This window comes from Xanthobacter autotrophicus ATCC 700552, assembly GCF_043194565.1.
Classification (GTDB): domain Bacteria; phylum Pseudomonadota; class Alphaproteobacteria; order Rhizobiales; family Xanthobacteraceae; genus Xanthobacter; species Xanthobacter autotrophicus_F.
In genome coordinates this window covers 1-11,644 of record NZ_JBAFVS010000019.1, presented here as the reverse complement: position 1 = coordinate 11,644, position 11,644 = coordinate 1, and the positions used below count along the sequence as shown (strand labels likewise).

General features: G+C 66.6%; 15 protein-coding genes. 14 read left to right on the top strand and 1 reads right to left on the bottom strand.

The window, feature by feature from the left end; all coding sequences use genetic code 11:
* Nucleotides 1-28: 28 nt before the first annotated feature.
* The 9 genes from V5F48_RS18015 (at nucleotide 29) to V5F48_RS17975 (ending at nucleotide 8,577) form a co-directional block, all read left to right on the top strand.
* Complete coding sequence (locus tag V5F48_RS18015) at nucleotides 29-1,222, top strand: DUF932 domain-containing protein (RefSeq protein WP_394259815.1); 1,194 nt, start codon at nucleotides 29-31, stop codon at nucleotides 1,220-1,222.
* A gap of 166 nt (nucleotides 1,223-1,388) precedes the next feature.
* Nucleotides 1,389-3,452, top strand: a complete 2,064-nt coding sequence (locus tag V5F48_RS18010; protein ID WP_394259814.1) for a ParB/RepB/Spo0J family partition protein — start codon at nucleotides 1,389-1,391, stop codon at nucleotides 3,450-3,452.
* A 69-nt stretch (nucleotides 3,453-3,521) separates the two neighbouring features.
* Nucleotides 3,522-4,556, top strand: coding sequence for a DUF7146 domain-containing protein (locus tag V5F48_RS18005; RefSeq protein WP_394259813.1), 1,035 nt, complete (start codon nucleotides 3,522-3,524; stop codon nucleotides 4,554-4,556).
* A gap of 369 nt (nucleotides 4,557-4,925) precedes the next feature.
* Nucleotides 4,926-5,852 carry a DUF2493 domain-containing protein gene (locus V5F48_RS18000; RefSeq protein WP_394259812.1) on the top strand — a complete coding sequence of 309 codons (927 nt, stop codon included), beginning with the start codon at nucleotides 4,926-4,928 and terminating at the stop codon, nucleotides 5,850-5,852.
* An 84-nt stretch (nucleotides 5,853-5,936) separates the two neighbouring features.
* On the top strand, nucleotides 5,937-6,191 hold the full coding sequence (locus V5F48_RS17995; RefSeq protein ID WP_132036189.1) for a FitA-like ribbon-helix-helix domain-containing protein: 255 nt from the start codon (nucleotides 5,937-5,939) through the stop codon (nucleotides 6,189-6,191).
* A complete protein-coding gene (locus V5F48_RS17990) occupies nucleotides 6,188-6,610 on the top strand; it encodes a type II toxin-antitoxin system VapC family toxin (RefSeq protein ID WP_394259811.1) in 423 nt (140 codons plus the stop codon). Before V5F48_RS17995 ends, V5F48_RS17990 begins: the two co-directional genes overlap by 4 nt.
* A gap of 282 nt (nucleotides 6,611-6,892) precedes the next feature.
* Nucleotides 6,893-7,060 (top strand): hypothetical protein, encoded by a 168-nt coding sequence (locus tag V5F48_RS17985; protein ID WP_394259810.1) that lies wholly within the window; start codon nucleotides 6,893-6,895, stop codon nucleotides 7,058-7,060.
* Nucleotides 7,061-7,183: 123 nt separating this feature from the next.
* Complete coding sequence (locus V5F48_RS17980; RefSeq protein ID WP_394259809.1) at nucleotides 7,184-7,621, top strand: hypothetical protein; 438 nt, start codon at nucleotides 7,184-7,186, stop codon at nucleotides 7,619-7,621.
* A gap of 629 nt (nucleotides 7,622-8,250) precedes the next feature.
* The gene (locus tag V5F48_RS17975; RefSeq protein ID WP_394259808.1) at nucleotides 8,251-8,577 is read left to right on the top strand and encodes a DUF736 domain-containing protein; all 327 of its coding nucleotides are present in this window, start codon (nucleotides 8,251-8,253) and stop codon (nucleotides 8,575-8,577) included.
* 82 nt (nucleotides 8,578-8,659) lie between these two features.
* Here V5F48_RS17975 and V5F48_RS17970 read toward each other — a convergent pair whose 3' ends face one another.
* Entirely contained in the window at nucleotides 8,660-8,908 is a 249-nt protein-coding gene (locus V5F48_RS17970; RefSeq protein ID WP_394259807.1) for a helix-turn-helix domain-containing protein, read from the bottom strand.
* 249 nt (nucleotides 8,909-9,157) lie between these two features.
* Here V5F48_RS17970 and V5F48_RS17965 point away from each other — a divergent pair, with 249 nt between their 5' ends.
* From V5F48_RS17965 to V5F48_RS17945, 5 genes are all read left to right on the top strand, one after another.
* Nucleotides 9,158-9,424 carry a DNA -binding domain-containing protein gene (locus V5F48_RS17965; protein WP_394259806.1) on the top strand — a complete coding sequence of 89 codons (267 nt, stop codon included), beginning with the start codon at nucleotides 9,158-9,160 and terminating at the stop codon, nucleotides 9,422-9,424.
* Nucleotides 9,425-9,542: 118 nt separating this feature from the next.
* Complete coding sequence (locus tag V5F48_RS17960; RefSeq protein WP_394259805.1) at nucleotides 9,543-9,884, top strand: transcriptional regulator domain-containing protein; 342 nt, start codon at nucleotides 9,543-9,545, stop codon at nucleotides 9,882-9,884.
* A complete protein-coding gene (locus tag V5F48_RS17955) occupies nucleotides 9,793-10,275 on the top strand; it encodes a DUF2285 domain-containing protein (protein ID WP_394259878.1) in 483 nt (160 codons plus the stop codon). The genes V5F48_RS17960 and V5F48_RS17955 overlap by 92 nt, the downstream gene beginning before the upstream one ends.
* Before the next feature lie 122 nt (nucleotides 10,276-10,397).
* Nucleotides 10,398-10,679, top strand: coding sequence for a helix-turn-helix transcriptional regulator (locus V5F48_RS17950; protein ID WP_394259804.1), 282 nt, complete (start codon nucleotides 10,398-10,400; stop codon nucleotides 10,677-10,679).
* 9 nt (nucleotides 10,680-10,688) lie between these two features.
* Nucleotides 10,689-11,644: replication initiator protein A (locus V5F48_RS17945; RefSeq protein ID WP_394259803.1), on the top strand; the 956-nt coding region annotated here is incomplete at its 3' end.

The window sequence follows — 11,644 nt, the reverse complement described above, 5'->3', positions numbered from 1 at the left end:
CCGGCGCCCGTGATGGAGGTTGATCCCCATGAACATGCAGGTTCTGGATGCCGGTCGCAACGTCAGTGGCGGCTACAAGGTGGATGTCACGCGCGGCGAACGGGTCGGCCGCGTGTCGTCGGAGTGGTTTTCCCGACCGGATGACGAACGGTTCCTGTCCCTCGGCGAGCTGGCCGCGATGGTGCGGGGCCGGGCCGATCACAGCCGGTCGCGCCTCGTGGAGACGTCCCGCATCCATGTGGAGGCGAGCCGCTCCAATGCCGAACGGCTGGCGCTGGTGCTGCCCGGGGCGGATGCACCCGTCGAACCGAACCATTGGTCCTTCGGCCAGCTCGCGGCCCAGATCGGGGCACCGGCTGCCTATCTGCGCCAGCTTCCCGCCGCGCTGGCCGGCATCAATCTGCAATATGGCCTGACCGCGCACCGCGCCGAGCAGATCAAGACGTTTGAGACCGCCAATGGCCGCGTCGAGTTGCGCGCGGTGACCGGCCCGGACTACGGCCGCATCTATGATCACGAACTGGTCGAGGCGGTGCAGCGGATTGCCGGCAACGGCACCGGCGATACGCGCTGGAAGGTGCCGGGCGTGCTCGACTGGTCCACGGGCATCTACAATCCGCGTGTCGACATCACCAAGGATACGACGACGCTCTACGCCTCCGACCGCGACGTCTTCCTGTTCCTGGTGGACGATCTCAACCCCATCGAAGCCGGGCGTTTGCCCGACGGCTCGCCGGACCTCTATTTCCGGGGCTTCTACTGCTGGAATTCGGAGGTGGGCGCCAAGACGCTCGGCATCGCCAGCTTCTATCTGCGTGCCGTGTGCCAGAACCGCAATCTCTGGGGCGTCGAGGACTTCCGGGAAATCACCATCCGCCACTCCAAATACGCGGCCTCGCGCTTTGCGCATGAGGCGGCCCCGGCCCTGACCCGCTTCGCCAATTCCTCGCCCATGCCCTTCGTCAACGGCATCAAGGCCGCACGGGAGAAGATCGTCGCGCGCACTGACGAGGACCGCAGCGACTTCCTGCGCAACCGGGGCTTCTCCAAGGTGGAGACAGCCAAGATCATCGACACGGTGCTGGCCGAGGAAGGGCGCAAGCCCGAGAGCATCTTCGACTTCGTGCAGGGCATCACCGCGCTCGCACGCGACAAGCCGCACCAGGATGCGCGGCTCGACCTCGAGGGGCGGGCCAAGAAGCTGCTCGATCGGGCCGCCTGACTTCCGGAAAGCCGGAGATGCGGAGATCCGTGTCTCCTGCTTTGCGCTTTTGCAGATCTGGGGTTCTGCGGCGTCGCCCTCCAGAGTGAGAGGGCGGCGCTGCGCTTCGTGACGGGTTGGAGGCCGAGAGAGAGGCTCTTGGCCGCCCGTCGCGGAGGTGCCTTCCATGGCGACCAATGTTCAGAAGATCACGCTCTCGCCCTCGCGTGACATCCCCTTCAACAAGCTCCTGCTCAGCCAGTCGAACGTCCGGCGCATCAAGGCCGGGGTCTCGATCGAGGAACTGGCCGAGGACATCGCCCGCCGTGGCCTGCTGCAGGGCCTGAGCGTCCGGCCTGTGGTTGACGACACCGGCGTCGAGACTGGCATGTTCGAGATCCCGGCCGGCGGACGGCGCTATCGGGCGCTGGAATTGCTGGTGAAGCAGAAGCGGCTCGCCAGGACCGCGCCGGTGCCCTGCGTCATCCGGGAGGGCGGCATCGCCGAGGAGGATTCGCTCGCCGAGAACGTCCAGCGAGCGCCGCTGCACCCGCTCGACCAGTTCCGCGCCTTCCTGGCGCTGCGCGAGAAGGGTCAGTCCGAGGAAGAGATTGCGGCCGCCTTCTTCGTCTCCGTCGGCGTGGTCAAGCAGCGCCTCAAGCTCGCCTCGGTCTCGCCGGTGCTGCTGGAGGTCTATGCCGAGGACGGCATGACGCTCGACCAGCTCATGGCCTTTACCGTCTCCGGCGACCATGCGCGCCAGGAACAGGTCTTCGAGCGGCTGAAGACCTCCTATGACAAGCAGCCCTATGCCATCCGCCGCATGCTGACCGAAGGTGCTGTCCGCGCCTGTGACAAGCGCGCCCAGTTCATTGGCCTCGAGGCCTATGTCGAGGCCGGCGGCACCATCCTGCGCGACCTATTCCAGGGCGATGATGGCGGCTGGCTGCAGGATGTCGCGCTTGTCGACCGGCTGGTGGCCGAGAAGCTCAAGGCTGAGGCCGACGCTGTCACCACTGAGGGGTGGAAGTGGGTCGAGATGGCCCCTGACTTCGCCTATGGCCACACCTACGGCCTGCGCCAGCTGCGCGGCGAGACCATCCCGCTCACCGCCCAAGAGGAAGCGAGCCGCGATGCCCTGCAGGCGGAATATGATCGCCTGTCCGCGGAATACGCCGAGGCTGATGATCTGCCGGAGGAGGTCGACGCGCGGCTCGGCGAGATCGAGACGGCGATCGAAGCCTTCGAGGCGCGTCCGATCACCTTCGATCCGCTGGATGTGGCGCGCGCCGGCGCCTTTGTCAGCATCACCCATGATGGCACGCCGCGTATTGAGCGCGGCTATGTGCGGCCCGAGGACGAACTGCCGGTGGAGCCCGAAGCCACCGTCGAAAACGCCGGCCCGCACGTTGGCGCGGTTGCGGCCATGCGTACCGGCGAGGCCGTCATGGCAGATGCGCCGATGCCCGAGCCCGAGGAGGATGAAGGGCTATCTGCGCTCTCGGACCGGCTGATGACCGAGCTGACCTCGCACCGCACGCTCGGCCTGCGCCAGGCGCTGGGCGATCGGCCCGATGTCGCCTTCCTCGCGGCCCTGCATGCCCTGACGCTGAAGAGCTTCTATCGCTATGGCTCGGATAGCTGCCTCGAACTCGACCTGAAGAGCGTGGCGTTCAGCGCGCAGGCGCCGGGGCTGAATGACAGTGCCTCGGCCGCGGCGATCCACGCCCGGCATGAGGGCTGGGCCAAGGTGCTGCCGAAGGACTCGGCCGATCTCTGGGAGGCTCTGCGGGACTGGGACAGCGACAGCCGCTCCGGCCTGTTCGCCCATGTGGTGAGCCTGTCGGTAAACGCCGTTCACGAGGCCTGGAACCGGCGCCCCCGCGCGCTCAACCATGCCGATCAACTCGCTCGTGCCGTCGACCTCGACATGGCAGCCGTCGGGTGGAAGCCGACCTTGGATAATTTCCTCGGGCGCGTGACCAAGGCCCGCATTCTACAGGCGGTGAGCGAGGCCAAGGGGCCACGTGCGGCAGAGCGCATCGCGCACCTGAAGAAGGGCGACATGGCCCGCGAGGCCGAAACGCTGCTGGCCGACACCGGCTGGCTGCCGGAACCGCTGCGCGGCTCTGAACCCGCAGTTGGCGATGAAACGGCGGCGCAGGACGGCACAACCGCCATGGGCGAAGACGAGAGTCTTGAGGATACTGAAGACACCACGGACATCCCCCCTGCCGTGGCGGCGGAGTAACCCTCAACACGATCCTGAACCTCGGCCCGCCGGCTCTGTCGGCGGGCCTTTGTTTTTGAAAAGCTCGCCATGTCCGGGATTGCTCACGATCTGTCGCGCCGGCTCGCCGATCGGGCCGAAGCCGTCTGCCGCCACTATCTTTCCAATGGGCGCCGGGAGGGCCGCTACTGGCTGGTCGGCGATGTCCGCAACACACCGGGCCGCTCGCTCTTCGTCCGGCTCCACGCATCCGCGAAGAGCCCGGCGGGCAAATGGACCGATGCCGCCACCGGCGAACATGGCGATCTTCTCGACATGATACGTGGCTCCTTGGGCCTCACCGACTTCGCTGACGTAGCCGAGGAAGCGCGCGCCTTTCTCAACCTGCCGCATCCCGAACCGGAGCCCGTAGCACAACGTCGCGGTATCGCGCCGGCCCCGTCAGGATCGACCGAAGCGGCAAGGCGTCTGTTCGCCATGTCGCAGCCCCTCGCTGGGACCCTTGCAGAGACGTATTTGCGCCGACGCGGCATTACGCTTTTGCACGGAACCGGAAACCTGCGCTTCCATCCGCGCTGCTACTACAAGCCTGACGACGGCCCGGCAGAGACCTGGCCCGCGATGATCGCCGCCGTCACCGATCTCTCCGGCAGGATCACCGGCGTACACCGCACCTGGCTCGCCCCCGACGGTACGGACAAGGCTCCAGTCGACACGCCGCGCAAGGCGATGGGTGATCTGCTTGGGTCTACCGTTCGCATCGGTGTGCCCGACAGCGTGATGGCAGCGGGCGAAGGCATCGAGACCATGCTTTCCCTCCGGCAGGTCCTGCCCGACATGGCGATAGCACCGGCGCTCTCGGCAGCACATCTGGCCGCCATCCTGTTCCCGCCTGCCCTGAGGCGGCTCTACATCGTCAGCGACAAGGATCCGGCAGGCGACGCCGCGCGGGACACGCTGATCGAACGGGCGAACGCCGAGGGTATCGAGGCTATTCCATTGTCGCCAGCGCTCGGGGACTTCAACGAGGATCTCCAGCGGCTCGGTATGGATGCCCTCCAGGCGTGTGTTCGGGTGCAACTCGCCCCGGAGGACGTCGCGCGCTTCCTGAGCCTGGCCCCATAGCCGGAACGGGCTGAACGGCCGTGTGCTTGGGGCCATGCCCGCTTGGGTGCGTCAGCCCTCGGAAATGGACCGCGCCTTGCGCCTTCGAGAGGGCGATCGGCCGCCAGCCGGGCCGGATCGGCAATGGCTGCCGCCGACGATTTTCCGGCGCGGCCTTCAGGCCGCTTTCCATCGCGAGGCAAAATCGCCGGCTTGTCGCCATCCTCCGCTGCGCTTCGGCCCTGTGCGCTTTCCGGCATGGTCTTGTCCCGAAACCGGTTCCCACTTTCGGGGACCATGCCCGCGCTCCGGGTGCAGGTCCGTCCCGCCCGACGGCTTCGTCGCCATGAAGGCCGCAACGGCAAGCGGTCCACACCGACGGAGCATCCCATGAGCGCGCATGACGACCACGAGCCGCACCACGTCTCATCCCCGACCGACCACCTGATCCAGGAATTGCAGCTCCACGGCCATCGTCCTTCCGAGGACGAGCGCGACCAGCGCCCGCCACCGGCGGACCGCCTCATCGAAGGCGCCGTTGCCGACATCTTCGACGCCCTGGTCGCAACGATCACCGACACCAGCCTCGATGCCGAGCTTCCCGATCTCCTCTGGTCGACCGTCAACATGTTCCACCGCGCCGTGGACCGGATCGAACAGAAGCTCGACGACAATGAGCAGGCCCAGAAGCAGCTTCAGCGCGAACAGGACGGCTCGGAGGTGAAGTCTCTCGATCTGGAGCGTCTGATCGACATCGGCATGAACCTGATCGGCCGGCGCGACGGCATGGAATCCTTCCGTGAGGCCGCTGCCGACCGCTACCGCATCGCCACCGGCTCGCCCTGGACGCCACGCGCCGGATCACGGGTCAACCATCGCCATCTCACCTCGTCACTGATCGATAGCCGGGATTTCCTCGCCGCCAGGCGGCGCGCGGATAACGAGGTGCTCGTGCCCGCCGGGCCGAAAATCGCCTTCTCGGGCGGCGACACCGCCGATCATAGGCAGATCTGGGTCAAGCTCGATCAGATCCACGCCAAGCACCCGGACATGGTGCTGCTGCATGGCGGCTCGCCAAAGGGCGCCGAGAAGATCGCGTCTCTCTGGGCCGACAGCCGCAAGGTGCCGCAGGTGGCCTTCAAGCCCGACTGGACGAAGCACGCCAAGGCGGCGCCGTTCAAGCGCAACGACCAGATGCTGAACGTGGTGCCGATCGGCGTCGTGATCTTCCCCGGCACCGGCATTCAGGACAATCTGGCCGACAAGGCCCGCAAGATGGGCATTCCGGTCTATCGGTTCGGGTCTGGTGGCGCATAAGCGCCGCCAGACCCGCCATCTTGAATATGATGGCAAATTCCCTATTTTGCTATCAACGCAATCGGCCTTACTGGAGGCGCCATCATGCCCGCAGTGACGATCCGGAATCTCTCCGAGGCAACGCACCGCGCCTTGAAGGTGCGCGCGGCACAGCATGGCCGCAGCACCGAAGCCGAGATGCGCGACATCCTTGAGACCGCTGTTCGCCCTGACACGCGCCTTCGGCTCGGCACGGCGCTCGCGGAGCGCAGCCGCCGTCTCGGCCTGACCAATGAAGACATCGACGCCCTCAGCCCCGCGCGTGACAGGACACCTGCCGAGCCCATGAGCTTCGAATGATCCTTCTCGACACCAATGTCATCTCGGAGGCGATGAAGCCCACGCCCGACGACACCGTGCGGGCGTGGCTCGACGAGCAGGCGGCCGAGACGCTCTATCTCTCCAGCGTCACCATCGCCGAACTGTTGTACGGCATCGGTGCACTACCCGCTGGCAAGCGGAAGGACCGGCTCACGGATGCCATGGACGGGGTGATGGAGCTGTTCGCCGACCGCGTCTTGCCGTTCGATATCGCTGCCGCACGACACTATGCCGACCTCGCCGTGAAGGCGCGCACGGCTGGCAAGGGCTTTCCGACGCCCGACGGCTATATCGCCGCAATCGCAGCCGCCCGGGGCTTCACTGTGGCCACGCGCGATACCAGCGCGTTCGACGCCGCCGGTGTGGCGGTCATCAATCCGTGGAACATGCAACGCTGACGGCTTCCCACAGGCAGCACGTGTTGCACCTCGCAGCCCGGCGGAAGCGACCTGTGCAGCAACCCGCCATCAAGGTCTCCTGATCGGACGACCATCCCCGCTTCACGACGCTGATCCTTGGGTCCAGCCGATGGCCTGACGCCATCAACCCATGAAGGGTCGGACTACGCTGCGCGTGCCGCCGCTCCGGCTGAGCCTCACGCGGTGATTGCGGCCAGCGGCCGGCCCTTTCGGGCGCCTGTCAGCGGGGGATGGACCTCCGCTCGCGCAGGAGCCAGGTCGATGTCCGCCCAGATCGCTCACGCCTTCGCCTTCAGCCTCGCCACCACCCTGATGGCCACCGTCGTCATCTTCCGCGCCGGCGACGGCACGCTCTCCGTCACCCCGGCTACCGAATATGACGGCGACGAAGCCGCCATCGTCCGCGAAATCGACCCCTTCGCCTCTTGAGAGGCGAACAGGCGGCCATAATCGGCGGAGGCGGCGTGCGCTCGTGCTCTGACGCCAACGCCAATCCCGCCGGTGCATCGTGGTGGTGGAGGCGCATCGGTCTGATTTTATGGAGCCGCCCCCATGATCTTCATCGGCATTCTTCTCAGCATGGCGACGATCGCATTCCTCTGCTGGCTGCTCTTCACGCTGGCGGTATTCGCGTTGCCGCTGTTTGCGGGCATCACGGCGGGCACATGGGCCTATGACACCGGCGCCGGATGGCTCGGCGTTGTTGTCGGCCTTGCCGCCGCTGGCCTGACTTATGCCCTCGGCCAGTTCCTGTTCGCGATCGTCCGCCCGATCTGGGCGCGTCTGCTCATCGCTGCCATGTTCGTCGTCCCGGCCGTGGCGGCAGGCTTCCACGCCACCCATGGCATCCTGAAGCACACCGTGCCCTCCCAGCCGTGGCAGATGGTGTTTTCTATCATCGGAGCCGGCGTGGTTGGCATTGTCGCCTTCGTGCGGATCACCGGAAGGAAGGCGTTCCGCCCTTCTGACGGGCACAGCTCCCCTCCCTGACGCCGCGATAGCCGTTCGGCGCACCAGACAGCGAACGCATATCGTCCGCGTCAACCGGCTGGGCCGGGAGGGAGCGGAGATCCGGCGCGCCGGCTTCGCCCTCTAATGCGGCAAGATTGGTGCGCGTGGAGGACGGCGGCCGCGTCGCAGCCGAAAGCCCCCTTGGGGCAGAGCATTCGCGACGTTGGCGGGACGGGGAATCGGCAGATTGGCCCGGCTCAGGGCATCGTCTGGCGGTGTGGTTCGGTCGGGTCTGCGTATCCGGTGCGGGGCCGTACCTCTCCGTCATCCATCCGCCCGTGCCCGCTCCAGGCGGCCTCTTCAATGGCAAGATCTGGCCGAAGGACGGCTGCGCCTCGAGCGCCTATGCCACAACGGCTGGACCCGACTTTCTTCCCCTGTCGGCGCCCACCCCGCGCGCTGCGCGGGGACCCCGGATCGCCGTCATTCCTCGCGCAGCAACAAAGTCGCGCCTGCGCCGTCCTCCGCTGTGCTGCGGTCGCAATCCTCACCCCATCGCGCCAGCGCGACGGGGACCCCGAGGCGATGTGGCGTCGCTCGCCTCCGGCCTCCCGATCGCCATCGAGGCCGCAATGGTGCGGGCTCAGAAGACAGGACGGAGACGGAACATGGCCACCATCGGCACCTTCAAGAAGACCGGCACCAACGAATTCACCGGCGACATCGTCACCCTCGGCGTGCAGGCCCGGGGCGTGCGCATCATCCCCGACAGCCGCGCCACCGGCGAGAACGCCCCCAGCCACCGGGTGCTGGTCGGCCGCGCCGAGATCGGGGCCGCCTGGTCCAAGCGCTCCACCGAGGGCCGCGACTATCTGGGCCTCAAGCTCGACGATCCGAGCTTCAACGCTGCCATCTACGCCAACCTCTTCGACGACGAGGACGGCGAGAACTTCTCCCTCATCTGGTCCCGCCCCAACGGGCGCCGCAGCGACTGACGTGCGGGCTGCGCCCCCGGCCGACAAGGCCGGGGGTGCTCTCCATCGAAAAGCGAGAAAACGCGATGACGCCAATAGAGCCCTACTTGTCGTCCTCAGGATCGATCTCGGTCGGGCCTGTCGGCCGACGCAGAAGCAGGTCGGAGGCCTCGACGCCGAGAACCGAGGCGAGCCGCTCCACCACATCGATGCTGGCGTTGTAAACGCACCGCTCGAGCGAGCTGATATAGGTGCGATCAATGTCCGCGAGGTGCGCAAGCTCCTCCTGCGACAGCCCCTTGGCCAGCCGCAATGCCTTCAGATTGCGCGCGAACACCTCTCGGATCTCCATGGCCGAGAGAGCAGTCGCTTGATGAGTATTTCACCACGGAGTATTCTCTACATACTCGCGATCCAAGCTCGTGCGGCGGTCGCGTGACGCCTAGCATTGTCAGCGCCGAAGAGATGGTGGATCAGGTCTGCGGATCGGCGACGCAGCGTTCGGCTTTGTGAGTGCGCATGATAGAATGATCCTAAATTGCAGCCCCACGCCGTCGCCGACGGCTTGGTTTGTGACAGAAGAAGCGGCAGCCTGCGGGGGATGGACGTGGCCAAGGCGTTTGATGATAAGGCGCCGTCCGGTCAGGAACTGACCGCCTATGACCGCACCCATATCAAGCTCTACATGCGCCTCCTCGACGCGACCGCCGAGGGAGCTGACTGGCAGGAAGTGGTGATCGTCCTGTTCGGCATCGATCCGGCGCAGGATCCTGCCCGCGCCCGCGCGGTGCATGACAGCCATCTGGAGCGCGCCCGCTGGCTCGCCCAGACAGGCTATCGCGATCTGCTCCCGCATCGCGTCAACTAGCGCCGCCTGTCCAGGTGATGCGCGCGCCGCATCACCTGTTGCCTGTGAGGTGAGTTCTGCCTCGCGATGCAATCCTTAATTGCTGATCCCAACGGCATGCACCGTCTGGGAGTCGCTCATGAAGCCCGATACATCGCGCTGGCGAGACAGTCGGACCTACGACTATTTCGATGATCTCTCTGTGGAGGGATTGGCCTGGGAGTGCCTCAGGCGGGATGCATCCTACCAGCAGGCCTATCGGGACCTTGTGGACGCCGAGAGAGCGGCTGCACCTCTCCCAGCCGAGGCAGAGCATGTCTGGGGGTTACGATGTCGCAGCGAAGCCCTCGCTCCCCGCGACACGGCAGCCGGTCCACTGGTCCCCGCGGATCAACCCGGCCGTCACCGTCCTCACCGAGCTTCCCGACCATCTGCTGAGCACCGGCACGGCACGTCACGCTGCACCTGCCGAAACACCTGATCATGCGGCGCCGCCGCATCTTCTGCTTTCCGGCGTGGACCCCGCCGCGCCGATCGCCGCCCTGATCCCCTTTGACGACGACCTCCCCGGCCGCATCGAGGCGCTGAAACGCCTCTGGCATGCGCACCGTGGGAGGCGCGTGCCACCCGACACCCGCATGACCCGCCAGCAGCGCGGACGCCTGCGGCTGATGCTTCAAGCCTGTGACGGACGAAACCGGGGCGCGAGCTACCGTGACATCGCCGAGGCCATCTTCGGCACAGAGCGGGTCGCGGCCGATCCCTGGAAAACATCGCCGTTGCGCGACCGCGTCATCGGCCTGGTGGAAGGCGGCACCGGCCTGATCGCCGGCGGCTATCTGCGACTGTTCCGCCACCGTCGCCGCCCGTGACGGGGTGCGGATTTTAGCCCCCCAATCTTCCCCATCCCTCCCGACATTTCTCCTCCGCCACCGTGGTCACCGTCCGCCGCCGCACTCCGGCGGCTCCCGCCACGCCCACGGAGGCCCGCTCCATGCGACCCGATCTCGCCACCCTCCCGCCGCGCTACCTGCGCACCAAGGAAGCCGCCGAGTTTCTCAGCCTGTCGGCCCGCACACTTGAGAAGCACCGCACCTATGGCACCGGTCCCGCCTATCGCAAGCTGGGCGGGCGCGTCGTCTATTCCATCGACGACCTGCAGGCCTGGACCGAGCGCGGCGCGGTCACCTCGACCTCCGATCCGCGCGGCACCGTCCTGCCGGCCAAGCGCCATGCACTTGCCGCCGGTTCGTTCGCCGGCCGCGCCGTGCGCTGAACGCCCCCCATGGCGGCGCGGCATCACAGCCTCTCGGAGCGCGGACAGCTCGATCTGTTCCGCGCCCTGCCAGGCGACTTCGCGCCACGAGATGCGCAGGATCTCATGGCCTATCCCTTCTTCTCCCTCTCCAAAACACCGCGCGTCGCGCCGATCGACTTCCGAACCGGCAGCATCGCCATCCGGGTCGAGGCCGTGCCCGACCACGGCATGGCGACCATCTGGGACGCCGACATTCTCATCTGGGCCGCCAGCCAGATCGTCGAGGCGCGCGATGCAGGGCTTCGCACCTCGCGCCTGATGGCGGCGACGCCCTATGAGATCCTCACCTTTGTCGGGCGCGGCACCTCCCTGCGTGATTATCAGCGCTTGAAAGCCGCGCTCGACCGCCTCCAGTCCACGACGGTCTCGACCACCATCCGCCAGCCGGCGGAGGGACGCCGGCACCGCTTCTCCTGGATCAATGAATGGCAGGAGCGCACCGATCGCAACGGCCGGCCCGATGGCGTCGACCTCATCCTGCCGGACTGGTTCTACCGCGCCGTGCTCGACGATGCGCTCGTGCTCACCATCGACCGGGCCTATTTCGGGCTGACGGGCGGGCTGGAGCGCTGGCTCTACCGGCTGGTGCGCAAGCACGGAGGGCGGCAACAGGATGGGTGGCGGTTTGATTTCCGGCACCTGCACCAGAAGTCGGGCAGCCTGTCGCCGTTCAAGCGCTTCGCCTTTGAGCTCAGGGATCTGATCCGGCGCCAGCCTCTTCCCGGCTACACGCTGTTCGTTGAGGTGGAGGTCAGCGGCCGGCTGCTGCTCGCCTTCGAGCCAGCCGCGCCCTGTGGACAGCCTGTGGATAGCCCCGTGCTATTGGGAACCCGGACTATCGTGCCATCGGGAACCGGCGCCTCGTGCTATCAGGAACCCAAACAGGCCTTAACTACCTGTCCTGCATTAGAAAATCGCGCCCT

Excerpts from the sequence above, each read along its gene's own strand:
- V5F48_RS18010 (WP_394259814.1), top strand. The coding sequence starts at position 1,389 with ATGGCGACCAATGTTCAGAAGATCACGCTCTCGCCCTCGCGTGACATC.
- V5F48_RS18015 (WP_394259815.1), top strand. The coding sequence starts at position 29 with ATGAACATGCAGGTTCTGGATGCCGGTCGCAACGTCAGTGGCGGCTAC.
- V5F48_RS18000 (WP_394259812.1), top strand. The coding sequence starts at position 4,926 with ATGAGCGCGCATGACGACCACGAGCCGCACCACGTCTCATCCCCGACC.
- V5F48_RS17990 (WP_394259811.1), top strand. The coding sequence starts at position 6,188 with ATGATCCTTCTCGACACCAATGTCATCTCGGAGGCGATGAAGCCCACG.
- V5F48_RS17975 (WP_394259808.1), top strand. The coding sequence starts at position 8,251 with ATGGCCACCATCGGCACCTTCAAGAAGACCGGCACCAACGAATTCACC.
- V5F48_RS17960 (WP_394259805.1), top strand. The coding sequence starts at position 9,543 with ATGAAGCCCGATACATCGCGCTGGCGAGACAGTCGGACCTACGACTAT.
- V5F48_RS17965 (WP_394259806.1), top strand. The coding sequence starts at position 9,158 with ATGGACGTGGCCAAGGCGTTTGATGATAAGGCGCCGTCCGGTCAGGAA.
- V5F48_RS17980 (WP_394259809.1), top strand. The coding sequence starts at position 7,184 with ATGATCTTCATCGGCATTCTTCTCAGCATGGCGACGATCGCATTCCTC.
- V5F48_RS17985 (WP_394259810.1), top strand. The coding sequence starts at position 6,893 with ATGTCCGCCCAGATCGCTCACGCCTTCGCCTTCAGCCTCGCCACCACC.
- V5F48_RS17995 (WP_132036189.1), top strand. The coding sequence starts at position 5,937 with ATGCCCGCAGTGACGATCCGGAATCTCTCCGAGGCAACGCACCGCGCC.
- V5F48_RS17970 (WP_394259807.1), bottom strand. The coding sequence starts at position 8,908 with ATGGAGATCCGAGAGGTGTTCGCGCGCAATCTGAAGGCATTGCGGCTG.
- V5F48_RS17950 (WP_394259804.1), top strand. The coding sequence starts at position 10,398 with ATGCGACCCGATCTCGCCACCCTCCCGCCGCGCTACCTGCGCACCAAG.
- V5F48_RS18005 (WP_394259813.1), top strand. The coding sequence starts at position 3,522 with ATGTCCGGGATTGCTCACGATCTGTCGCGCCGGCTCGCCGATCGGGCC.